The following is a 24,525-nucleotide window of genomic DNA, read 5'->3' as shown; positions in this document are numbered from 1 at the left end:
TCCAGATGATCGGGTTCGGCCGACAAGCTGAATTATAAGGGAGGCCCGGACGATTGTAAACCATTAATTAATTAAGGTTTACAATCGAGTTATATTCAGTGCGGGTCCATCCTTCGTTTTTCTATTGGCGGCTGAGCGTGGTAATATACTTAGAGAGGTAGGATCGGAAAGTGATACTTTTGGAGGGTTATAGGCATGACAGTCAAAGAACATATTCTCGCCCTGCTGGACAGCCGCAAGGGTGAATACATATCCGGCGAGGACATCGCCGGGCAGCTATCCGTGACGCGCAGCGCAGTCTGGAAGGCCATCAAATCCCTGCAGACTGAAGGCTACTCCATAGAGGCTGTCACCAATAAAGGCTATTCGCTGTCGACTCAGACGGACATCCTGTCCGCCGCTGCGGTCGCCAAATATCTGGATGCCAGGGGGCGGCAGAAGCTGCGTCTTGAAGCGTTCAAGACCGTAGCCTCAACGAACGAGCTGGTGAAGATGCGGGCGGCTGGCGGCGAAGCGGAAGGCACCGTCGTTCTGGCGGAAGAACAGACGGCCGGACGCGGCCGGAAAGGCCGGCCGTTCTTCTCTCCCCCGGGCACAGGCATCTATATGAGCCTCCTGCTGCGTCCGAAGCTGTCTGCTGCGGATGCAACGCTGCTGACCACCGCCGCTGCCGTTGCAGTCGCGCTGGCCATCGAGCATGTCTCCGGCCTGGACACCCGGATTAAGTGGGTCAATGACGTCTTCATGAATGGCAAAAAGGTATGCGGAATCCTCACCGAGGCTTCCCTGTCCCTGGAGAATGAGTGGCTGGATTATGCCGTGCTCGGGATCGGGATCAACGTGGCGCTGCCCTCCGGCGGCTTCCCCGCCGGGCTGTCGGAAGTTGCAGCCTCTGTCTACGGGGAAGACAAGCCCCCGGGTGATCTGCGCAACCGGCTTGCCGCTGAAGTGCTGAACCGCTTCTTAGGCTATTATGAGCAGCTTAAGGACCGGCTGTTCCTGCCTGACTACCGGCAGCGCATGATGTCCCTGGGCAAGACAGTTATGGTCATTAAGGAGAATCACCAGCAGGAGGCCACCGCGATGGATATCGACAATGACTGCCGCCTGAAGGTCCGGTATGCGAATGGCGACGAGGAGTATCTCTCCAGCGGCGAGGTCCGCATTCTGCTGTAACACGCCAAAAAAACCACAACCCGCAATAAACGCCTGCGGGTTGTGGTTTTTTCCATTGCGGCTTAAGGCTTCAGTGCTGAAATTACGTGCTTCCCTGCGCCTGCTGGGTAGGGCCGTAATTGGCGGCTCCGGCGAAGTGAACATCTTCCGGGGCGGGATAAACTTTCGGGATGCGTAAATCGCGCTGATACAGTCTCAAGTGCTCGCCCCGGGGAGCTATATCAACGACATCACAGCCTCTCCATGATACCTTGTATTCCTCGCCGCGCACGATCTCCTTCACGGGTAACGTTTCCAGGGGATGCTCCAGCTCCACAGTGTCTCCTGCTCCTACATTGCGGATAACAAGCAGGCTCCCTTCCCTGACGGGCGTGCAGGCGGCTCCGTTAATCTTCATGCTGAGGTTCTGTCCCATCCATTCGTAGATCCGTACCGCCACATCACACGGACGCTTGGCTGTAATGGATATATAGCCCCAGTCGGGATAGCTCATACTTACCGCAGCTTCCTCCGTCTCCTTATCCACTGGCATATTGACGAGCAGCGTTCCATCATGGAATTCCACCGCCCGGTTCCATACCAGCTCAAGGGCCACCGGAGCCATACCGACACAGCAGCCCGCTATGGAGCGGAACTTGGACAACGACATCGAATTAACAAGCGAGCCGCCGGTGAAGCCGCCGATCATTCTTTTGTCAATCTCCCTGTACGTTATTCCTGCTTCGTCAGGCCGGGTGTTGTCAGTAACCACGTAGGAAGCTACCTTCAACTGATTCTCCACCAGCTGGTTCCGCGCATACAGGGTCATGTCCTGCCAATATTCCTCGTACCCGGCCAGGATCAGCTCGTTGGCGCATTCGATCATATCCTTAATGCAGCAGGTCTCGCAATGCTCCTCATGCTGGGGATGCCACTGGGCATATTCCGGCACCCAGCCGAAGGAGGAAGACAGGCTGCGGATATAATCATAGATCCCTTTGCCTGCGGTAATATACCGCTCCTTGCCTGTTACGCGCCCCAGCCGTACCAGACCGGAAGCTACCCAGCCTGCGGAATGAACATGGCCGAAGAATTCCATCCTGTAATTGAAATAGCGCGAAGGTCCGAGCAGGTGATTGGCAATGCCTGTAGCGAGATCAAGCGCCACCTCATCTCCGGTGATTTCATATCTGCGCACCAGGGAATGCAGGATAATGGCATTGCGGATTCCCTGCTCCCCGCGCCCCGTATGCCTGGACAGATCGAAGCCGCCGTCTTTCAGATACACATCATTGGGGAACTCATACAAGGGCTCCTGCTCCTCATAATCCCCCGACCAGAAGGTTCTGACCTTCCGCTCAATCACAAGAGAACGCATTCCCCTCACCAGCCCGGCCGCCCTCTTCTCAGCCTCCTCATCCCCGGGATCATTCTCCAGCATCCGGTTCAGCGCAGGAAGAATATAGCCCATTTCGTGAAAAGAACTATGGTTCGTATGCGTCCAAGGATAAGGCTCATGAAATCGCAGGCCGTGCTCCCCCCAGGACTTCATAAGATGACGGTAAAAGGATTGCTGCACCGCAGCGCCTTCCTCTGTCTTCAGCATTTTGCGCACCGCGTCTATGGCCTCATACCAGGAGCCGACCAGTTCCGCATCATCCACCCGGCAATGTGCGGCCTCGGCAGGTTTCTTATGCGGCAATACAAGCCAATACGGAAGATTGTCTTCCTGCTCATCCACCATGGAGGTCAGATACCCCAGCACAAGCCTGGCGTTGTGTAACGGCGTGAACTTTTCGTAAGCTTGACTCGACATGTTGTCTTTCCCTCCGCTGTTTATTCTCCGGTAACACTGACCTTGAAATCGTCGAAGTCGATAGACGCGTTAGCGTAGCCGTCAACGCCGAACAGTTGTCCGGTCAGTGTGCTGCCGCCGGTATGGCGGAAGGCGAAATCCGTAGCGGCCGGAACAGATTCATTGTTGATATAGACGCTGTACGTTTTGGCATCCCAGTTCGCTACCATTTTGATGGCATACCATGTGCCCAGCGTGAAGTCTCTCACCTTGACCTTGTTGGAGCCGCCATTTTGCACCAGGATTTTGCCCGAATCAAACGCGGTCACCATAGAGTAGTTGCCGGTACCGCTGTCATTTCTCACCATGGCGCCGTTGGCATACTGGAAGTTGCTGTTTAACCGGACACGGTACTCGATGACTATGCGCTGATTCCCCTCAGCATTAACCTCTCCCGCATAAGGCAGGAACAGGTTGGCTTTGCCCGATACCGCGGTTGTGGTCAGCCGCAGGAATTTGTTGCCCGCTTCCTCCCGGACCACAGCGGCGGCGCCGTTCGTCAGATCCTGCGCTGTAATGCCATAGGGGTATTTGCCTGCCGTATCGCCGGAGAAATCACGGTATGCCTTATACGTTATACCGTTCTGTGTGGTATTCAGCGAATTCAGCAGGGCGGCTTCCGCATCAGCGAGAGCGTTCACTTCTGCATTGAACTGCGCCTGGGTCAGCTCCGCATTACCGGCCAGCGCCTCCGCATGATCCACGGCGGCCACGAAGTCAGCATACTTGGCTGCACTATAATTGCCTGCTCCGCTTCCAAGCGGATAGGAGTTATTAGCCAGCTTGCTGCGAAGCTGATTCACGATCTCGTCCAGGCCATAACCCGGCACAACCTCTACAGAAATAGTGGAAATGAACTCCTCGCTGCCCACCTTGAGGGTCACCGGTACCTGAACCGTGCCAATGGTACTGAAGTCCAGCCCTGCCGTCTCGCTGTCAGTCACCTGGGCCTGAACGGTCTGGTTGTGGTAGACAGCATCCACAACGCCCGGAAGCGCCGGAGCCACGCCTGAAGGTGTCTTCACTGTTGAAGTGACCTGAATGGCTTCTGAAGCGGCAATGACCGTTATGCTGTAGGTGGCTTGCTTGCCCCCGGTTGAGGCTGTAATCAGAGCCGTGCCCGGTTGAACAGCATTTACCGTATGAGTTGCCGGATCGATGGCCGCCACTCCCGGATTGCTGCTGGTATACTGCGCACTCCCGGTTACATCCTGAACTTCATAATTGTTGTAATGTGCTGTTACCCGTAGCGGTGAACTGGTCTGGCCGCTGATCAGCACAGGCTCAAGCCCGGTGAGCGCCAAGGACTGTACTGTTTTCGGATCAGCCTTGACGTTAACTGCAGCGGTAGCAGTTCGGCCGTTATAGGAGGCGGTGATTGTTGCACTTCCTGCCCCGGCGGCCTTCACCTGATTCCCTGCTTGGATAACGGCTACGTTCGTATCAGACGAACTCAGGACCACGCCTGCCGTGACAGCAGAATAAGTTGTGCCTGTTACTGTATAGAGGGGCAGGCTGCGGGTCTCGTTAAGACCAAGCGTATATCCGGGAGCCCCGAACAGCAGCTCCGATGTATTAAGCCGGGATAGATCCAGGCTGTCAATGTCGGCCAGGTTATTCCCCTTGGTGAAGCGGAGGATATTGCTGCCTTGCGGCAGATAGATCTTCGCCGTGGAGACTCCCCAGCGGTTCGCCCCTGAATAGACAATGTTCATCGACGCTCCAGGCCCGCCGTTGACTGACAGGATATGGGAGGCATCCCCCGCATTCGCTGACCCGTTGCTATTGCGCACGGACAGCACATAGAAGCCCGCCTCCGGCACATTGACGCTGAACTGGGCGTAGTCGTTGGCGTTCGCCAGATTCGTGATCTTCATTCCGCCGGAGGCGGAGCTTTCGCGCCGGACTGCCGGGGACGAAGTGCCCGCCGGATCCTTTACGAGCAGAGCTTCTTCTGCTTCATAGCGCGTCCGGACCGGCTCGCCCGAGGGCAACGTTATCGGACTGTTCGGAGGGACCGGTTCTCCCAGGTTCGGCGTGTTGTCTGCGTTCCAGGAGAACTTCTGTGCGCGGACGTTACGGGTCCAGCCGGAGCCGGGCCAGCGGGCGGAATGATAAATAATCCAGTCCTCGGTTCCGTCAGGGGAGGTGACGATACTGTGATGGCCCGGGCCGAAGACCCCATTCGCGCTGGAGAAGAGCGGCTGATCATGCTTGGTCCAGGAGCCCGGATTCATCAGATCGGCGCTGATATTGGCGGTAATCAGACCGAGACTATAGCTGTCTGTCCAGCTTCCGTTAGCGGAATAGACCAGATTGATCTTGTTCCCCTTGATCGTAATCTGCGGGCCTTCATTAATCCGGCCGGGGGATGTCTCCCAGTCATACTCCGGTGTGGACAGGAGCACGCGCTGCGAGCTGATCGTCCATGGATTGCTCATTCTGGCGATGTACAGATTCTGAAAGCTTCCGTCTGTGTCCTCCCAGCCGGACCAGATGAAATAGTGCTGGTCGCCTACCGTCAGCACAGTGCCGTCAATTGCCCAGCGGTCTGTGGCATCGGTAATCTTGCCCTTAAAGGTCCAGCTTCCTGTCATCGGATCGGCACTGGCATTCTCCATCACATACATACGGTGGTTAGCGTTGGTTCCGTTATCTGCTGCAACGTAGATATACCATTTGTACTGGCCGTCCGTATCCTTGAGATAGTGCATCTCCGGCGCCCACACGTTGGAGCTGTACATGGTTCCCTTAACTGGTGACCAAGCCAGACTCCGCTCTCCTGCTTCAATGCCGGTGATGGTCTTCGACCTGCGGACCATCACTCCGCTGGCATTGACAAAGGTGTTGTAATAATAGCCGTCCGTGTGCTTGTATACCCAGGGATCGGCCCCGGTCTGCATGATCACATTGTAGAAGTCATTCACGTTCTCCCCTCCTTGTACAGCCACTACCGGTTCCGGTTGGACCGGCCCCGGCTCTTCCGCAGCAGCGATCCCTCCCCACTGCGGCAGCATGAGCAGTACTACGAGACCTAACAGCAGAGCTTTGAAGCCTTTCTTGGACAATTGCACTTCTTCCCCGGCGAATTTAACCGCTTTCATTTTTTCTCATCTCCTTTTCGCTTGAATGGTGACTCCGGCTAGCGTACTCATAATACCTTCCAGGAAGCATTTAAAAAATGTACTATCTTAAATGCTTTTGGTAACCGTTTTAGTTGTAAATACTTACAGCGTTGCGGCGAGCCAGGTCAGGTAACAAACAATTAGATACTTGGCAAACAAATAATTGGATAAACGCAGCTTAATTTCTCGACTTCTGATGATTGCAGGGGAACAAGTGGAAAAAGAGCAACTGCTGCTCACGGATTCAGGCACTTTAAGTAAATAGCGCTTGAGTAAGTGTTGTTGATTCAACTATCGCACCCTGGCGGGACGTATCTCCATCAGCAGGTGGACTAAATCCAACAGTTTCCCCTTCCTTCCTGAATCATCCTGAAGCCTTAATCCATTACAGCGGCGGTGTGCTGCTAAGCCCTCCCTTACAGCCAAACAGGGCACCTCCCGATGAACGGAGGTGCCCTGTTCCACACGCGCTTACTATTTCGCTTTCCGGCAACCTACTTGCCCGGAACCATGCCGCTGCCTGGCAGCTTCGGAATCTTCACGCGCACGGTGGTCTCATGGCCTAGCTGGCTGTCTACGGTGAGGCCGTATCCCTCACCGAACAGAAGCCGGAGCCTGTTATGAATATTCATCAGTCCAATGCCCTGCCCCGATGGACCGGCCAGGACACGCTCCGTGTCCTCCAGGTCAAGCAGGCCCAGCTTGGCCTGAAGAGCGGTCAGCTCCTCCGGCTCCATTCCCCTGCCGGTATCCGTAATGCAGAAGCATACATCCCCGCGCTCGTCCAGGCTCCCGGTCACCTGGAGCGTTCCGCCCTGATCCATCCGCTCCAGCCCGTGGTAGACTGAATTCTCCACGATGGGCTGGAGGATCATCTTGGGCGTCTGCATCTCCAGCAAGCCTTCATCCACATCAAGCGTCATGGAGAATTTATTCTCGTAGCGGATCAGAATAATCGTCATATAAGCCTGAATGCAGTCCACCTCTTCCCGGATCTGGACAAGATCATCCTTCTTGATGCTGTAGCGGAAGATCTTGGACATGCAGTACGTAATCTGCGCAATCTCCCGGCTTCCGTACTCCAGTCCGATGCTGCTGATACAATTCAACGTATTATACAGGAAATGGGGATTAATCTGGCTCTGCAGGGCAGAGAATTCCGCCTGCTTCTGGCTTAGCTCGGATTCGTACAATCTGGCCTGGGTATTGAACATCTCCCGGGTCATTTCGTCCATCTCGTCCATCATCCGGTTAATATCCTGAGCCAGCAGGCCTACCTCGTTAGTGAACCGGACTTTAATCCGGAAGCCTCTATCCCGCCCTGCCACCTTCTTCATATCCATGACCAGTCCCATCAGGGGGCGCATCAGATTACTCATGAAAAAACTGCCGGTTAGTATCATGCTGACAATAATGCCAATCCCCACGATAATGCTGACCCTCCGCATGGGGATCATGTCGGCAGTCAGCTCCTGCACCGGGATCATACTGACCACACGCCATCCGTCAGCCTGCTCCAGCCCCTTAATCTGGACGAGAACCTCCTGGCCGCCGATCGTTGCTTTTACCCCGTTAAGCAAATGGTTCTTATCCATGGACAGCACATCTTTGATCACATTACCCCGCGCATAGGAATTGGTGGACGCCACCACCTCGTCCCGGTTATTCAGAATATACAAGGTGGAGTTCTGCGTTAATTCCGTATTTGCCACCAGCCCCTGCATTTTGTCCATATTGACCATCACCGTGCAGTAACCTGTAATCTGTGAGAAATGAATGCCCCCGATGGACTCCACAATGGGTGCGATATAGAAGAATTGTTCCATTCCCGTCCGGTTATCCTTCAGAATAGCGGTGAATCTCCCTTCCTGCCGCAGCGCAGGATCATTTTTGTACGGGCGGATAAAGGTCTCATACGGTTTAATATAAAAAATATCGCCGCTCGCAGAATCCTCGCTGGAGAGCCGTCTTCCTTGGAGGTCATTGACCATGATTCCGTTCACATACGAATTGAAGGACCGCATATATTCCATCAGATCCAGTGCATAGGGGGCGCTGTCGAACGCTCTTTTGTAATCATCATCCGCTAGAGTGAATTCCTGAATCAGCTTGTTGTTGACCGCAAAGCCGGTGCTGACCCGGATATCATTGAACACCGAATCAATCTTGCGGCGGGTCTGCTCTATCATCTGGTTGCTGTAAGTAACAGCTCTCTTTTGCGTAAGATTAGAGAAACTATAGAAAAAGTAAAATTCCATAATCGTGAATATAACAATAGAGCAACAGAAGAATAGCCATAGCTGATGCTTCAATTTCACCTTGCGGGTCTTCATGGCCTGCCGCTCCGATCGGCTTCCCTTTTCCTGAATTTGGCGGGCGTCATCCCGCAATGCTTCTTGAACACCTTATTGAAGTAATAGTAATCCACATACCCGGACTGGATGGCAATGTTCTCAATGGACAGGTCTGTCTGCTTCAGCAGCCCGCGGGCTTTCCTAATCCTCAGCTCGGCCACATATTCGGAGAAGGTTTTGCCCAGATTTTTCTTGAACAACTGACAGCAGTACACCTGGTTAATGAAGAATTGGACAGACAGATCCTTCAAATATAATTTCTGCTCATAATTCCGGTCGATATAGGCGATCATCCGGTTGAAGCAGGATAGAATATCCCCTTCCTGCAAGGCACGGCTGTTCCCTTGCCGGAGCACGGTAAGAACGTCGTGCAGGAAGCTGCACAGCGACTCCAGATTCTCGAACCGTTCCTTCAGCTCGGAATAATTCAGGAATTCCAGCTCCATATCCCGGAGCTCCTCCGAATAGGCATTAATCAGAAGGCCGACTGCCTGATTCCACAAGTAGACTACCTCGCTCATTCCCAGCTGATGAAGCCTGAAATAGTCCTGCAAGCCAAGGGTGTAGGTGTCGATGCTGTCGTATTGATTCCCGTGTACAATAGTGTGCAGCTCATCTATACAAGGCTTCACCAGATGATGCTTGGGACTGTAGTGAACGGCGCCGGAGGCTTCCGCAACGAATACCCCGGAGGCCGCCAGCTCCGCTTCCTTGATCAGCTTGCTGATCTGCCTAAGCCCGCTGCCGATGCTGCTGATTCCCACAACAGGCAGCCCTGCGCTGCTCACGCCAGGAGTCCATTCATCCGTTATCCCTTCCAGCTCCGTCTTCTCCTCTGCGACCAGAACAGCCAGCAGGGTGTTCGCTCCAGTCTCCACCTCCAGGAGTTGAACCGGCTGCCCGTCCGGCTTCAGCAGTCCGCTGATCTTCGGCCGGTCTGCCTCATAATGGACTGCAAGCACCCGGCAGCAGCCGGCATTCGAGCCGGCAGGAAGGCAGCTCCTGATCTCTTCTTCATCGGCCGAGGTAAGCGCATCCAGCAGAAGGTAATTGCGCGCCGCACTGCGCCTGGAGAAATGCAAAGCGATCTTCGCCAGGAACGTATCGGCCATATCTACATCAAGCGGCTTCAGGAAATAATCCAAGGCCCCGAAGCGCAGCGCTTCCTGGGCGTATTCAAATTCCGCATACCCGCTGATAATCACGAATTCCGTGTCTATTCCCCGTGCTCTGGCCCGCTTCATCAGATCAAGGCCGGAAATCTCCGGCATACGGATATCTGTGAATACCAGATCGGGCTCCTGTGTAACGATGGCCTCCCACGCCTGGTAGGCACTTGTGAACTGTCCCGAAATTTCAAAGCCATACTGCTCCCAGTCAAAGGCGCTCCTGATCCCTCTAATCGCCCACGACTCATCATCTACAATAATGACCTTGTACATGGATATCCTCCTGAACCTGTGTGAATTCATCGGTGCTTACCCGGCAAACGGAACACGGATAAACCACTTCTTATCATCCTCGTGGTTTATCCGTATTTCAAGACTTATTTGTTATTGGCTTTGACTTCTCTGTAGAGCTTCACATTCTCATCCTGGACCGCTTTACCGCCGGCGTCCATATATTCCTTCACCAGCTTCTCGTATAAGGCGTCGAACTCGGCCTCCTTGGCAACGATCAGCCGGTCAATCATCTGCTTGTTCATATCGCCCAGCGTCTTGCCGTATTTGATATTGGCTTCGTTCGGCATCCCGTAATAGAAGGATGAATAGCCGTCTGTCGTGTTGATTTTGTACGATTCCATAGCGAGGGCCTCATACTGCTTATCCCCGGAGGCCAGGGCTGCGGCATAGGTTTTGACGTTCTTCTCGGTGTCGCCCAGCTCAGCGCCGTTCACAATCACGGTATAATCCATATTCAAATTACTCGTCATCATATTCTCGCCGGTCTGTGAAATCCCTTGCGGGATGCCGTCTTTCAGCGTATGGTTAACGCCCTCTTCACCGAACTGCAGGAAGAACATCACTTCCGGGTCTGCCATCCAGTTCAGATATTTTATAGCCAGCTCTGCGTTCTTGCTGCTTTTAGGGATGAAGGAGAATATTCCATTCTCATTATATACCTCTTTGAGGTATTTGCCTTCAGCGTTTTTGAAGGTATCAATCGGAATATAGTTGGCGTCCGGCGCATTTTGCTTCAGCGGTTCACGGATTTTCTGGGTCATCGGATAATCCCAGTTGGCGGCATAGAAGCCTACCTTGCCGTTGGTGACATCGGCATCCGCCTGCTTGGTGGTTTTGTCCAGGGCAAAATCGGGGCTGATCAGCTTCTCGTTATACAGCTTGTTCAGCCACTTGTACGCGTCCTTGTTGCCCGGCTTCAGCCAGTTCGGCGTGGTGACGAATTCCTCCTCCGACATCTGGCCCCAGAAGGATTGAACCAGGTTGCCGAAGGTGTAGTTCATGCCGGCTGCCGCCGTTGCCCAGGGAATGACGCCGTTCACGTTGCCCGGGTTCTTGTCGCGGAAGGCCACCAGCGTATTGTATAGCTCATCCCTGTTGGTCGGGAGCGGCATTCCCAGCTTGTCGAGCCAATCCTTACGGATGAACATCCCGTTCCAGGCGAGCAGGGTGCGCTTACCCGGGATCGATACCTGCTTGCCGTTATATTTGCCGTAAGACAGAACGTTCTCTCCGAGATATTCCTTCAATTGCTTACCTTGGCTCTCAAGCAGCTCGTCGAGCGTGTGGAGGCCATCGCTTTTGGCAAAGCGGGTTACCAGCGCCCCGTCATAGGTGAACGAAATGTCCGGAGCCTGACCCGCAGCCATTAATACGTTCAGTTTGTCAACTTCCTGTGACCGGGGAACCGGTACATATTCAACAATGGCGTTATTGGGCTTGCCGAAATGCTCATTGACGTATTTCGTCCAGGTATTATTATTCAAATCCGGCTGGCCCTGAACCCCTCTGTCGAACACCTCTACCGTCAGTTTTACTGGAGTACTGGAAGGTGCTTTAGCTGTACCCGACGCCTCCGGTGCCGCGCCCTCTTTGCTATCCTGGTTATTGCCTCCGCAGCCGGCCGCAACACCGGCCAGCAGTACTGTACTGAACATAACGGCTGATAGTTTCTTTATGCCCGTCTTCACATATACCACCCTTTCATCCCTTATCATGATAGTCATCCAGATTATAGCTTCCTTGCCCCGACACATCCACCTTCCGCCAGCCGGAATCCCCCCTTTCCCTGGAGTATAGCCCCGTCAGCCCTTGATCGCGCCGGTCATTACACCGTCAACGAAATACTTCTGCAGTTTGGGATAGATCAGCAGAATGGGAATAGTGGTGAACATCACGCTCGCGGCCTTCAGGGACTCCGGCACAATGAATGAGCCGATGCTGCCTTCGCCGCCCTGCTGGCTGTCCAGCTGCTGGTTGGCTGAGATGATCTGGTACAGCTTAAGCTGCATGGGATAAAGCTCTTTTTTGGTGATATAGAATAGCGCGTCCTGGAATCCGTTCCACCGGTCTACGGCATAGAACAGGCTTAAGGTGGCAATCGACGGCAACGAGAGAGGCAGTACGATCCGCAGGAGAATCCCCAGATCCGAACATCCGTCAATCGAAGCCGATTCCTCCAGACTCTCGGGAAGAGAGCTGAAGAAGGTCTTCAGGATAATCAGGTTGAATACGCTCATCGCGCCCGGCAGCACCAGACTCCATACTGTATCCATCATCCCCAGGTTCTTGACCAGAATGTAGGAGGGAATCAGACCGCCGCTGAAATACATGGTGAAGACGAGAGCCGACAGAATAAAGTTTCTGCCCCACAGCCGTCTCTTCGTTAACGGGTACGCTGCGCAGATGGTCAGGAACATACATACCGCCGTGTAAAAAATCGTAAGTACAATACTGTAGCCAAGCGTGTACAGCATGTCGACATCGCTCAAAATCGTCTTATACGTCTCTAGTGTGAAGTCTACCGGCCATAACGATACCTTTTGCGAGATAATCGCTTCGTTGGAACTCAGTGATAGCGCTATCATATATAAGAACGGAACAATACAGGTGAATGACAAGGCCACAATAAAGACGATAATCGCGATATCTGCCACACTTCTTTTCCGTCCAATCCGTCTTGTTCGTATAATCCCTGACGCTTTCACCATATCCCATCCTCACCCAATTTCTTCGCAATATAGTTGGCACCGATCAGCAGAGTCAGACCTACTACAGACTGGAACAGTCCAACGGCTGTTGCCTGGGAGAAGTCTCCCGAGCTGATACCCACTCTGTACACGAAGGTACTGATGACGTCCGAATATTCGCTGACCAGTGAATTACCCATCACAAACGGGCGGTCGAACCCGATCGATACCATTCGGCCAATCTGGAGGATCAGCAGAATATTGATCGTAGATTTAATGCCCGGCAGTGTAATATGCCACATTTTGCGGAGTCTGCTGCAGCCGTCCATATCGGACGCTTCATACAGCTCCTTGTTGATTCCGGTGATGGCCGCCAGATAAATAATCGTTCCCCAACCGATGTTCTGCCACACGCCTACGGTAATATAAGTGGCCAGCCAAGGGACTTTCTGTGACAGGAATTCAATCTTCGCCAGGCCCAGGCTATCCAGGAAAAGATTCACCATCCCGCTGTTCGAGAACATCAGGTAGACGATCCCGCCGATAATCACCCACGACATGAAGTGCGGCAGATAGAGAATGGTCTGCGTTAATTTCTTGAACCGGGCCATCCGGACCTCGTTCAGCAGAATCGCCAGGATAATCGGGGCCGGGAAGCCTGCCACTAAATCCAGCACATTGAGGACCAGCGTATTCTTAAGGGCACGGTAGAAGCTATCCTGCTCAAAAATAAACCGGAACACATCCAGTCCAACCCATTCACTTCCGCTCGTGCCCTTAAAAATATTGTAATCCTGAAAGGCCATGATCAAGCCGTAAATCGGCGCATATTTAAAAATGGCAATGTACAGCAAGGGCAGCAGCAACAGGGCATATAGCAGGGCATCTCTCCTGATTCTGTGCCAAAAGGTATGTCTTCGGACTAATCCGATCTGATCTCGTTGATTGTCTAAAACCGCTTTCATTTCTCCCATCCCTTCGGCTGTATTAAGGAGCTCTCCTGTTCCTCATTATAGCTACCGCGGGAGATAAGAAAAATGTAATCGCTTAAATGAATTTGGTAAAAACTTAAAAGACAGCCCCTAAGGAGCTGCCCTGTGCTTCATTTCATAATCAGATCGATTCTGCCGAACAACAGCTTCACCAGCTCGGTGGGACCCGGCAGGCCCGGTTGAAACAAGAGAAGAATGGCAAGCCCGGCCGCCGTAAAGGTGATGCCCGCTATAACCTGTCTGGCTTTCTTGGCCTTGCTGCCCCGGAATTCAACAATGATGATCGCGGCAGACAGCAGCAGAATGCCCAGGATCATTGCCATTTTCATACTTGCCACATCCTTGTATCGTTGCTAGGTCTCAGGCGTCCCCTCCGTCAGTCGGCCGACTGCTCCGGTATGCCTTGGGGTCCGGTTGATCTTCCGTTGCCTGTAATACTCGTCTTGGCGGAGACCTCCACCCGCAGCCCGGGATATATAGCCTCCCACTGGTCCTTCTTCGCCTTCCATTGCTGCGGGTATTTCTTGCGGAAGATATCGGCGAACCGGAAGAAATCAGTCTTCTGCTCCTGTTGCGACATGTGGAGGGCCTGATGGGCGGCCTTCTCCAGCTTGTCCTCCCACGCCTGCTTCAGCGCCTTCACCTTCGCCGGATCGGTCAGGTTGGCATCGGTTGTATTCAGGACCACCTCACCCTTGGCCTCAATCCGGACCTTCATCATCCATTCCCCATTGACAATTCGCGGAGTCAGATGGGTAGTTATATCCTTAGGATGGATGGAGAAGGAGCCCTGCTCCCCCTCCAGGGCAACCGTGATGATAATATTATCCAGTTCGTTAATCATCAGCAGCACCCCGAGGCTTATCGGTTCTTTCACCGTGAGCATGTAACGGCCTTGCTTATACAGGCTTAACCCTTTGAGCGAGGGAGTCGCCGCATCCGGGCCGTCATTCGGTTCCGGGGGAGCAATCAGGATACGGGTTAAGACGGCCGAGCCGCTGGCTCCTTGAATGGATTGGGACAATTCCAGCAGGGTCACACGTGTGCCCAGATTCATATTCGCCATTTCCCGCAGGGATTCGGAGGTGCTCCGCTCCAGCGGATCCAGCAGGGCAAGAATATCCTTGGCGGAATCCTGGCTGGAGAACATATAGGCGTGTTCACGGAACTGCGGGTAACGGAGGAAGAAATCAACATATTCACGCAGCCCCTGCTTCCCCGCCTCTTCACTGATCACGATCACCTCACATTGGCCCCAGAACATATGGCGGGCCACCTTGCGCTGGAGCCGGTTCAGGGCTTCCGCAATGTTATCCCCTTCGGCGCTGCGGATCATGGTGACCCCGCCTGCACCTTCTCCGGCTCCGCCGCTCTCCGACCCGCCGCCGCCCTTGCGCGGAATGAAGATCTGGGCCGTCAACTGCGCCTGTCCATCCTTATAATCCACGCCGGTGGCGAGCACGATTGCCAGATCATTGATCTCCGTCCGGTCCCAGCATCCGGTGAGCAGCATACTGCCCAGCAGCAGCATAACCATGGCTCTCCAGCCCTGCATTGCCCTCCCTCCTTCTTCATCCTTTGGGCTGCCGCTGCCGTTTCAGCCGCCTTTTCAGCAGAGCCAGTCCATAGACAACGGCGGGCAGCCCCACCAGGACCATCAATGTATATATATTCGCCGAAGCGCTTACCAGCGCCGCCACCCCTGCGGCACCGGTTACTACCCAATAAGAGAACACCATGCTTACGAAGGCAAGCGGGATCACCAGCGGTCTATAATCATCCAGCCCGAACCATTCCGCAGCCGAGGCGGCGAAGATGTAGAGGAAGACAGAGATTTTGACGAAGATTCCGAAGATCCAGATCGCAATGATTAGTGCCTCAATATGCTGCAGGAAATCAGCGATGGTAATGTAACGTGCCGCAATCATCACCGGAAAAGCAAAGCTGTCCGTCAAATCCCCCATCAGCAGCAGGCAGAACAGATTGGCCGCAGTCATCGCCAGAGTAGTTATGACAAGGGAGACGAGCATCGTCCGGCCCAGATGCTTCTTGCTGTTGACATAGGGCAGCAGAAAGGCGAGCACAATATATTCGCTGAACCATGCAGCCGGAGCCACCGCGCCCTTAATGGTAGGAACCAGCCCGTTCTCCATGAACGGAAGCAGCTCAGCGGGCCGCAGCTCCCGGATCAGCAGCACAAAAATCACGCAGAGCATCACCACCAGCAGCGTAACGAATACCTGGGCGGTCCGGCTGACCACCTCAATGCCCTGTCTGACATTGATTGCACAGACCACTACCATGGAGCCCATAATGACAAGTAAGGGCGTCTTGGGCAGCGCATTATTCGCAATGAATTCGCCGTATTCCAGAATAATCAGGCCGTTCAAATGGGGTAAGTAGAGCAGAAAGACCAGCCCGATCAGCTTGCCCGGCAGCCACCCGGCGATCAGCAGACTGGACTGCACAATGGTCTTGCCGGGATAGAGCCGGTTCAGTCCCAGCGAGATAACAATTGCCGTAAGTCCAACCAGCGAGCCCCAGATGGGCGATAACCACATGTCATGTCCCGCATAATGCATAGTGATCCCGGGGACAGACAATATGGCCGTGGCGAGAATGGAGGGAAACACCAGAAAGGCCAGTTGGGTCACAGATATTTTCCCTTTGTCAGTCAGCATAATGATCCCTTCCTAATGATGTGATCCGGCTTCTGTCATTTGCTCCGCGGCTGGGAGATCCATAATACATCCTTCAGGCCCCTGCTGAACGTTGGAGCCGCCGGTGACAGATAGGGCCTGCCGAACGAACGCAGACTGCTGAGATGAATAACCACCAGGATGATGCCGAGCATGACGCCGATCAGCCCCAGTGTGCCTGCCAGAATCATCATCGGGAAGCGCAGCAGGCGGGTTGCGATACTGGCGGCATAACGCGGCACCATGAAGGACGCAATGCCCGTGATGGCCACGATGATGATCATCGGAGCGGAGACAATTCCCGCTGTGGTCGCAGCCTGGCCGATAATCAGAGCGCCCACAATACTGACGGCGGAACCGATCTGCTTCGGCAGCCGCACGCCCGCCTCCCGCAGCGCCTCGAAGGCAATCTCCATAATGAGCGCTTCAACCAGAGCCGGAAAAGGAATCTCCTCTCTCGCCCGCGCGATACTCAGCAGCAGCACGGTGGGGATCATCTCCTGATGGAAGGTGGTGATCGCTACATAAGCTGAGGGCAGCAGGAGCGACAAGGCATAGAAGATATATCTGAGCCAGCGGACAAAAATGCTCATGTAGATATTCTCGTAATAATCCTCGGGGGATTGCAGCATGGAGAACATATTGACCGGGGCAATCAGGCTGAAGGGAGTTCCGTCAATCAGCAGCGCAAACCGGCCCTCCAACAGATTGGAGGCCACCACATCCGGGCGCTCCGTGGCTATCATCTGCGGGAACGGTGAAGAGGGCTGGTCAATGATGCCCTGTTCAATATACTGGCTCTCCAGCACCTCTTCGATCTTCAGGCGGTTTAGCCGCTGGCTGACTTCGGTGACCAGCTCCGGCTGAATAATTCCCTCCATATATACAAGGGTAACCTTCGTGTTGCTGTACTCTCCAATGGTCCGGGTATGCAGTTTCAGTACCGGCGTCTTAAGCCGCATACGCAGCAGCGCCTGATTCGAGGCCAGGGATTCCGTGAATCCGTCACGGGCACCGCGGACGGTGGATTCAGCCGCGGGTTCTTCCGGGGTTCGGGTGGGCACCTTATATAGCGGATAACCCGTACCCGCAGCCTGGCCGTCCAGCAGGAGTACAGCTTCGCCGTCCAGAATTGCTGCAGTAGCCTGTTCTACGCTGACAATCTGGTTCATCGAGGCGACCGGGACCTGAGCAGCCCCTTCTCCTGCCGGTTCAACTACAAGGCCGGTCTGCTCCAGAGGAGCCAACACCTGCTGCTCCAGTCGCTCCGTATCACATAATCCTGTACAGTACACACAGAGCGCAGAAGTAAGATGAACGGTCTGGAACGAATGGAACACAATATCCTCACAGCCTGCAAAAATCCCGCGCAATACCTGTTCGTTCTCCGCCAGCCGCCGGGTCAGCCGGATCTCCGGTTCTGCTTCCGCTACTGTGTTCACCTGTACTCCCTCCCTGCTCTACACTTTGCATTTCATATTCATAGTAATGCTATCCTTTGCTATGAAGGGAAAAATTATGCAAGCCCGGCCTTCCAGACCTCCCGGTTCAATTCACCATTCATCGCCGCCGCAGTCAGAGCGCCCGATGCAGCGGCAGCAATGGATTGATGCATCATTGTGGCGGCATCGCCTGCGGCGTAAATGCCGGGTACGCTGGTCTGGCCGAACTCGCCGACTTCCAGAATACCCATCTCAGAGATCCGGCAGCCCAGGGACTGCGGCAGATCACTTCCCGGAAGCAGCTCCGGCTTGAAAAAGATTCCGGTACACGGGATTTCTGTTCCATCCATTAGCTTCACATGGTTAACCATGCCCTTACTGGATGAAATCTCCCGGATCGGAGTATCGAATAACGGAATATCATGAGCACGCAATTCCTCCCGTTCCGCATCGCTAAGTTCATCCGGTCCGTTGGTACATACCGTGAATTGCTTCGTCCACCCGTACAATAACGGGGCCAGATGCATGAGAGCCGCTCCTCGGCTAATAACCACCAGCGGCTGATCTCTTAATTCCCAGCCGTCACAGTACGGGCAGACGAAGGCGCTGGTTCCGTAGACCTCAGTCAGTCCCGGAATATCCAGCTTGCGGTCCTTCATGCCTGCGGCGAACAGCAGCTTCTTGGCAGTCATCTTAAGACCTGAAGCAGTCTCCAGCTGGAAGGCGCCATCCTCCCCGGTAATGGATACAACGGTATCTTCCATGTGCGAGACCGATGGATAAACCCCGAGCTGCTCTATGGCAATCCGGCGGAGTTCAAACGGAGCAATCCCGTCCCGGGTCAGGAAGCCATGCGCTTCCCGGGTTACCGCATTACGCGGACGCGCTTCATCTATGACAATCGTCCGTTTCCGCGCTCGGCCCAGCATCAGCCCGGCGTTCAGCCCGGCGGGACCTCCTCCGATAATCACTACGTCTGCATTTGATACATCTGCTGTATTTGCTGGCTCTGTTGCAGCTGCATTTTCCAGATTCTTCATTTGTAATTCCTCCTTGGGTTGGTGTGTGGACGGTGTGTAGGTGACGGCGATCAACATTGCGGACATTAGAGACTAATATAGTCTTTAATTAATCCAAAAAAGCTAGTCCCGCAAAAGGCTAAGACATTTTATCGTTCATATTAAGGTCACTACCTCGATAGACTTAATGTCTGCATCTCTATTAAGGACTATGAGTATCTATAATAACCGTTAAACGAAGGACTGTCAATTCTGCTTCTTCGCGGGAACGAATGTAGGTGGATTTTCTCCACTGTATCCATCAAATGCTCCATTCAAGGCTGCAAATTCTGCAAATTCTGCAAATAACCGATAATCTCCATTTTGCCGCCTATTCTGGACTGAAGCTCTGCAAGGCTAAGTTCCGCTGCCGCAAAAATCACCGCTGTCGCCGGTCCCCCGGATGCCTTCAGCTTATCTGCCATTCCCGGCATCGGCTGGAAGCCGCAGCCGTTCAGCTCAGCCAGAAGCTCCGCTTCGTATCCGGCTCCCTTAGAGCCGACCGGGTGAATGTCACGGACCTCCGGCGCACCTGCCAAAAGCTGAAGCTGCCCGATGGTACACAAGCTTGCTTCCTGCTCCAGAACAGCGCTTCCGACCAGCGGTTCGCCCAGCATCACAATGCAGTCGCCGGTACGTGAACATCCCAGCTTCAGCCGCTCTTCGTCAGCTTCACCGATCACGGTGATGCCGATGCCGGTCTGGCAGGACACGAAATTATCCTCGGTGCTGCCGTTCACATGGGCGGCAGAGAGTCCGGCTTCATGCAGCAGCTTGTGAATGCCCCGGATGATCTCATTTCCTGTAGGCTCCTTTTCTACCGCCAGGGTATCGATGACCGTTAAGATCTCCGCCCCCACAGACAGCACCTCCATCACTGCCACTCGGGCGGCGTAATAGCCAGCGACAGCCGGAGGAGTCTGCACCACATCCATCGGCTTATTCCCGATGCTGGCACTGGAATCACAGCCGATGACCAGCACGCGGCCTCCTCCCCTCCGTACTACGGTCAGATCACGGATTCGCTCAACCTGCGGTTTCATAGTTTCAATCCTCCTGTATCTTTTTCAGTTCCGTTCCTCAGCCCGGCCCGGTATTCGCTCGGCGGCATGCCGGTAGCTTTGCGGAACTGCTTGGAGAAATACAAGGCATCGTTGAAGCCCACCGAAGAGGCTACCTGTTCAATGGTCAGCATGCTGCCCAGCAGCTCTCTGGCCTTGTTCATTCGGATTTTGAGCAGAAACTGCTTGGGCGACAGACCGGTCCGCTGCTTGAAGGCCTTGGATAAATGAACCCGGTGATAGCCGAGCGAGGACGCGATATGATCGATGCTGATCTGCTGATGGTATTGCAGCGAGATCCAGCGGATCGCCTGGTCGATCTGCCGGTCGATCATCTCCGGCATCCCGGACGGGTTCGGCGGCAAGGCACTTAGATTATCCCGCCCGAACCGGTGCAGCAGCAGCCTTGCCCAGCCCGAAGCCTCCAGACTCTCCAGGCGCGGATAGGCGGATTGCTTGAATGCCTGCCGGATACGTTCATATAAGCTATGAAGCTCAGCGGCATTACCTTCGCCGGAACGGATAAATGGCTGATCCTTCGTAATACCCACCGCTCTAAGCAGATCCAGTACCCCAATACCCTGCAAGGCCACCCACGCATAATGCCATGGAGTATCCGGGTCGGCCTTATAGCTGAATAATGAGCCCGGGATAATCACGAAGGTATCACCCGCCCGGCACTCCGCCGAGAAGGTGTCGCTCTCGAACAGGCCGCGGCCCTCCAGAACGGTATGGATTAAGTAAAAGTCGTGAACGGACGGCCCGACGGTATGGCCGGGATGCGGCCGCCCCTCCCCGCTGAACAGCACCGACAGCTCCTGCTCCTCAGGCGTCAGGTTAATGCCCAGGGTGAATTCATAATGTTCGGGGTTCATGCAACATTCCTCCATATGTATCTTGTCTTTCTCCATAGGCGGACCTTCGGTTCTATTCTATAGTGATTATAGAAGAAAACAGCGAAAAAAGCTTCTGAAACCTTACCTTTCTGTCAGACTCATGTTCATGTTATTGGAGGACAGAAGCCTTTTCCGCAACTTACAGGAGGCCAAACTCTTATGTCTAAAGTTACATTTATCGGTGCCGGAAGTACAGTGTTCGCCAAAAACGTGCTCGGGGATATCATGGCTACCCCCGCTCTGCAAGGGTTCGAGCTTGCCTTATATGATATTGATCTTCAGCGTCTGAATGACTCTGCCAGCATGCTGCAGAATCTGAAGAAAAGCAGCGGCAGCACTTGTACCGTCAATATGTATACCGACCGCAAGGAAGCGCTGCGCGGTGCCAAATATGTGGTTAACGCCATCCAGGTTGGCGGGTACGATCCTTGTACGATTACGGATTTTGAGATTCCCAAGAAATACGGCTTGCGCCAGACCATTGCGGACACTGTAGGCATCGGCGGCATTTTCCGTAATTTGCGTACCATTCCGGTGATGCTGGATTTCGCGGCGGATATCCGTGAGGTCTGCCCGGATGCGCTGTTCCTGAACTATACGAACCCGATGGCGGTTCTGACGAATGTGATGAATACCTACGGCGGTGTGAATACCGTCGGCTTGTGTCACAGTGTACAGCAATGCATCCCTGGATTATTCGATCATCTGGGGATCGACAAGACAGGAGTACAGGCCAAGATCGCCGGTATCAACCACATGGCCTGGCTGCTTGAGGTCACCAAGGACGGCGAGGATCTGTACCCGGAGATCAAACGGCGTGCAGCCGAGAAGCAGCTTGAGCCTCACTACGACATGGTCCGCTATGAAATGATGCTGAAATTCGGTTACTATATTACGGAATCCTCCGAGCATAATGCCGAATACCATCCATACTTCATCAAGCGGAACTACCCTGAACTGATCGAACGCTTCCAGATACCGCTGGACGAATATCCGCGCCGCTGTGTAGAGCAGATCAAGGGGTGGGAACAGATGCGCGGGGAGCTGGTGAACAATCAGGAGCTGAAGCATGAGCGTTCCCATGAGTATGCCTCTTATATTCTCGAAGCGATGGAGATGGATGTGCCGTTCAAGATTGGCGGCAATGTGATGAACACAGGCCTGATCACCAATCTGCCGAAGGAAGCCTGTGTCGAGGTGCCATGCCTCGTGGACAGAAGCGGCGTGACGCCAACCTTTGTAGGCGATCTGCCTCCACAGTGCGCAGCGCTCAACCGGACTAACATCAACACCCAACTCCTGACTATTGAAGCCGCTATGTCACGCAAAAAGGAGCATATCTACCACGCCGCCATGCTGGACCCGCATACTGCCGCCGAACTGTCGATGGACGATATCATCAGCATGTGCGATGATCTGATTGCTGCCCATGGTGACTGGTTACCTAAGTATCAATAAATTCTAAATAACAACAAAGGCAGCAATCCTCTATAACTGGAGAATTGCTGCCTTATGTTTTTGAGCTTCGTCCACATGCAGAATTATTTATTTCACATAAATTTTGATCTGATTCGGTGCTGTTCTGGCCAAAACACGGTATCCTTCTGTAGCGGAGGTAGCCACTCCATTCTCACCAGGCAGACAATAGCCGTTCACCTGGCAGGTTCCGTCATCCCGGACCAGAAGCTTGCCCATGGTTCCTACAGCCACCCATTCTGCACGATCGATCCGTGGCACATACGTCTGAGACGGATCATACTCTGGATTAACAACAGCCGAGTTCATAGTATATGCAGGCGCCAGAACTTTGCCCTTGCTGTCTATTACTGGCTTCACTTCCCGATCTTCATATTTAACCCTGCCCCATTCATCCCTTTCGTATTTGCCCGTCCAGTTCAAAGGGCTAGAATCGCCAAGTACAGAAGGATTTGCACTGACCACACCCAGGATGTATTGATCTGCCGAAGTTGCTTTTCTGACCTGTTCACCCTCTGTGGTTACGAAATAGCCCGGTTCGATCGGCAACCCGTCCACGGTCTCAAACATTTCGGCATAATCGGCGCCAAAAGGCATTACCGTGCCTTGAAGGTATAAATTTCCGGATGACCCCTCAAGCGCAGCAGCCAAGCCAGGTGTGGATGGAGTACCATTAGCTAAATGCCAAGATGCAGGAAACAGTGTTTGACCAAAAATACCCATAATATGAGCCTCAGTGTGTTCTGGAAGAACAACCGTACTGTTCCCTTCAGCATGAGAGTTCTGTGCACCTGCAATTGTAGATGAACCTTCTGCATGCGAAAAGTTTCCATTTGCCTCAGTGAAGGAACCTTCCGCATGAGAAGTAAGCCCATTTGCCTGAGTGAAGAAGCCTTCTGCATGAGCAGCACCACCAGCAGCTAAAGTCTGGAAGCCTTCTGAGTGGGAATATTCACCACTAGCAGTGCTCTGATTGCCTTCCGCATGTGAAGCTACACCCGAAGCAGTCGTCTGAGCACCCTCAGCGTGAGATTGAGGTGCAGAGGCAACAGTTAAACCTCCCTCAGCGTGGGCAGCGTCATTGATTGCAAGGGTACTGTAGCCTTCCGCATGTGATGCCGGTCCTGATGCAAGCGTACCATTCCCTTCGGCATGGGCCGTGTCCAATACTGCAAGGGTCTGGTACCCTTCAGCATGAGCCGCAGAAGCAGTGGCTGTGGTCTCATACCCCTCAGCATGAGAAGCAAACCCGCTTGCGGTAGTGGAGTTCCCCTCTGCATGTGAGCAAGATCCGGAAGCGGTCTGACTGCATCCTGTATCTGCCATAAGTCATTCCTCCTAATATTGTGGTTATTATGGTCCTACCCTACACAATATTGTGGACTTGATGGAATGGACACGGGCATGTCTCCCGGGTACAAAATATTATTTGTCATGGCTTCCTGTAATGTCTCTTAATTTCACCCCAAAGTCAGCCATCTCCGGTTATGGTGCTCCTGCACCTCAACCGGGGTATCGAAGAAATCGCTGAGCACCCCGGACTTCAAGCACTCCGCAGTTTCGTCAGCTTTGTAGATTTCTCCTGTCTTAACCAGCAGAGTATGCGTGAAGCACGGCGTAATTTCCTCAATATGATGGGTCACATACAGCAAGGTGGGCCCGCCTTCCTGCTTCGTGATTTTCTCGATCATGTGCAGAAGCTGCTCCCGTGCAAAAATATCCAGTCCCGTACACGGCTCGTCCAGAATAAGCAGTGCGGGATTTGCAATCAGCGCGCGTGCAATAAGAATCTTCTGGCGCTGTCCCTGTGATAAGGTATCATAAGTGCGAGTGGCCAGGGCCGAGCAATCCAGGAATTCCAGCAGCTCCTCTGCCTGCTTCAGGTCCTCTTCTTCCGTCTTGTCGTACAGCCCGATTGTGGCAAATTTGCCGCTCAGAATGATATTCAGCGCCGTTTGATGGCCGTACAGCTTCTGCTGCAAAGAGGTGCTGACCCAGCCGATCCGCTTGCGCAGCTCTCTCAGGTCCACATCGCCGAAGCGGTGGCCCAGCACCTCAACCTGTCCCTCCGTTGGCCAGATGTAGCCGTTCACGACATTCAGCATGGACGTCTTGCCTGAGCCGTTCAGACCGACTATGCACCAGTGCTGTCCTTCATGTACCTGCCAATTCATATCGTGCAGAATTATCGTCTGTTCCCGCCGCCAGGATACATGTTCAAGCGAGATAATCATTTTTGGTGCCCCCTTCCCTTGCTCTGAT

18 protein-coding genes are annotated in these 24,525 nt (G+C 53.7%); 2 read left to right on the top strand and 16 right to left on the bottom strand.

Annotation, left to right across the window (positions count from 1 at the left end; genetic code table 11):
- The first annotated feature begins 195 nt into the window (after positions 1-195).
- On the top strand, positions 196-1,176 hold the full coding sequence (locus tag MHH28_RS05915; protein ID WP_405112978.1) for a biotin--[acetyl-CoA-carboxylase] ligase: 981 nt from the start codon (positions 196-198) through the stop codon (positions 1,174-1,176).
- 82 nt (positions 1,177-1,258) lie between these two features.
- On the opposite strand, the gene MHH28_RS05910 is transcribed toward MHH28_RS05915, so the two are convergent.
- The 14 genes from MHH28_RS05910 to MHH28_RS05845 form a co-directional block, all read right to left on the bottom strand.
- Complete coding sequence (locus MHH28_RS05910; protein ID WP_405112976.1) at positions 1,259-2,971, bottom strand: hypothetical protein; 1,713 nt, start codon at positions 2,969-2,971, stop codon at positions 1,259-1,261.
- A 20-nt stretch (positions 2,972-2,991) separates the two neighbouring features.
- Complete coding sequence (locus tag MHH28_RS05905) at positions 2,992-6,114, bottom strand: family 43 glycosylhydrolase (protein WP_405112974.1); 3,123 nt, start codon at positions 6,112-6,114, stop codon at positions 2,992-2,994.
- 515 nt (positions 6,115-6,629) lie between these two features.
- Positions 6,630-8,324, bottom strand: coding sequence for a sensor histidine kinase (locus MHH28_RS05900; protein WP_405112972.1), 1,695 nt, complete (start codon positions 8,322-8,324; stop codon positions 6,630-6,632).
- A 140-nt stretch (positions 8,325-8,464) separates the two neighbouring features.
- Positions 8,465-9,931, bottom strand: a complete 1,467-nt coding sequence (locus MHH28_RS05895; RefSeq protein ID WP_405112970.1) for a response regulator — start codon at positions 9,929-9,931, stop codon at positions 8,465-8,467.
- A 104-nt stretch (positions 9,932-10,035) separates the two neighbouring features.
- On the bottom strand, positions 10,036-11,607 hold the full coding sequence (locus MHH28_RS05890) for an extracellular solute-binding protein (protein WP_405112968.1): 1,572 nt from the start codon (positions 11,605-11,607) through the stop codon (positions 10,036-10,038).
- A gap of 147 nt (positions 11,608-11,754) precedes the next feature.
- Positions 11,755-12,660: a carbohydrate ABC transporter permease gene (locus tag MHH28_RS05885; protein ID WP_405112966.1), complete on the bottom strand. Its 906-nt coding sequence runs from the start codon at positions 12,658-12,660 to the stop codon at positions 11,755-11,757.
- Positions 12,654-13,604: an ABC transporter permease gene (locus MHH28_RS05880; RefSeq protein ID WP_405112964.1), complete on the bottom strand. Its 951-nt coding sequence runs from the start codon at positions 13,602-13,604 to the stop codon at positions 12,654-12,656. Before MHH28_RS05880 ends, MHH28_RS05885 begins: the two co-directional genes overlap by 7 nt.
- 137 nt (positions 13,605-13,741) lie before the next feature.
- Positions 13,742-13,960 carry a hypothetical protein gene (locus MHH28_RS05875; protein ID WP_405112962.1) on the bottom strand — a complete coding sequence of 73 codons (219 nt, stop codon included), beginning with the start codon at positions 13,958-13,960 and terminating at the stop codon, positions 13,742-13,744.
- A 47-nt stretch (positions 13,961-14,007) separates the two neighbouring features.
- Positions 14,008-15,186 carry a Ger(x)C family spore germination protein gene (locus MHH28_RS05870; protein ID WP_405112960.1) on the bottom strand — a complete coding sequence of 393 codons (1,179 nt, stop codon included), beginning with the start codon at positions 15,184-15,186 and terminating at the stop codon, positions 14,008-14,010.
- Positions 15,187-15,202: 16 nt separating this feature from the next.
- Positions 15,203-16,312, bottom strand: a complete 1,110-nt coding sequence (locus MHH28_RS05865) for an endospore germination permease (RefSeq protein ID WP_405112958.1) — start codon at positions 16,310-16,312, stop codon at positions 15,203-15,205.
- A 35-nt stretch (positions 16,313-16,347) separates the two neighbouring features.
- Positions 16,348-17,772: a spore germination protein gene (locus MHH28_RS05860; protein ID WP_405112956.1), complete on the bottom strand. Its 1,425-nt coding sequence runs from the start codon at positions 17,770-17,772 to the stop codon at positions 16,348-16,350.
- 74 nt (positions 17,773-17,846) lie between these two features.
- Positions 17,847-18,812, bottom strand: coding sequence for an NAD(P)/FAD-dependent oxidoreductase (locus MHH28_RS05855; RefSeq protein ID WP_405112954.1), 966 nt, complete (start codon positions 18,810-18,812; stop codon positions 17,847-17,849).
- 293 nt (positions 18,813-19,105) lie between these two features.
- Positions 19,106-19,873, bottom strand: coding sequence for an AIR synthase related protein (locus MHH28_RS05850; protein WP_405112952.1), 768 nt, complete (start codon positions 19,871-19,873; stop codon positions 19,106-19,108).
- On the bottom strand, positions 19,870-20,766 hold the full coding sequence (locus tag MHH28_RS05845; protein WP_405112950.1) for a helix-turn-helix domain-containing protein: 897 nt from the start codon (positions 20,764-20,766) through the stop codon (positions 19,870-19,872). Before MHH28_RS05845 ends, MHH28_RS05850 begins: the two co-directional genes overlap by 4 nt.
- Positions 20,767-20,946: 180 nt before the next feature.
- On the opposite strand from MHH28_RS05845, the gene MHH28_RS05840 reads away from it, so the two are divergent.
- Positions 20,947-22,245 carry an alpha-glucosidase/alpha-galactosidase gene (locus tag MHH28_RS05840; protein ID WP_405112948.1) on the top strand — a complete coding sequence of 433 codons (1,299 nt, stop codon included), beginning with the start codon at positions 20,947-20,949 and terminating at the stop codon, positions 22,243-22,245.
- 87 nt (positions 22,246-22,332) lie between these two features.
- On the opposite strand, the gene MHH28_RS05835 is transcribed toward MHH28_RS05840, so the two are convergent.
- Together MHH28_RS05835 and MHH28_RS05830 are read right to left on the bottom strand one after the other, a co-directional pair.
- Positions 22,333-23,589 carry a peptidase G2 autoproteolytic cleavage domain-containing protein gene (locus tag MHH28_RS05835; protein WP_405112946.1) on the bottom strand — a complete coding sequence of 419 codons (1,257 nt, stop codon included), beginning with the start codon at positions 23,587-23,589 and terminating at the stop codon, positions 22,333-22,335.
- A gap of 134 nt (positions 23,590-23,723) precedes the next feature.
- Positions 23,724-24,497 carry an ABC transporter ATP-binding protein gene (locus MHH28_RS05830; protein WP_405112944.1) on the bottom strand — a complete coding sequence of 258 codons (774 nt, stop codon included), beginning with the start codon at positions 24,495-24,497 and terminating at the stop codon, positions 23,724-23,726.
- Between the last annotated feature and the right edge of the window lie 28 nt (positions 24,498-24,525).

It is taken from the genome of Paenibacillus sp. FSL K6-1217 (genome assembly GCF_045040735.1).
Taxonomy (GTDB): domain Bacteria; phylum Bacillota; class Bacilli; order Paenibacillales; family Paenibacillaceae; genus Paenibacillus_AQ.
This window is presented reverse-complemented; position numbering and strand designations above follow the sequence as displayed.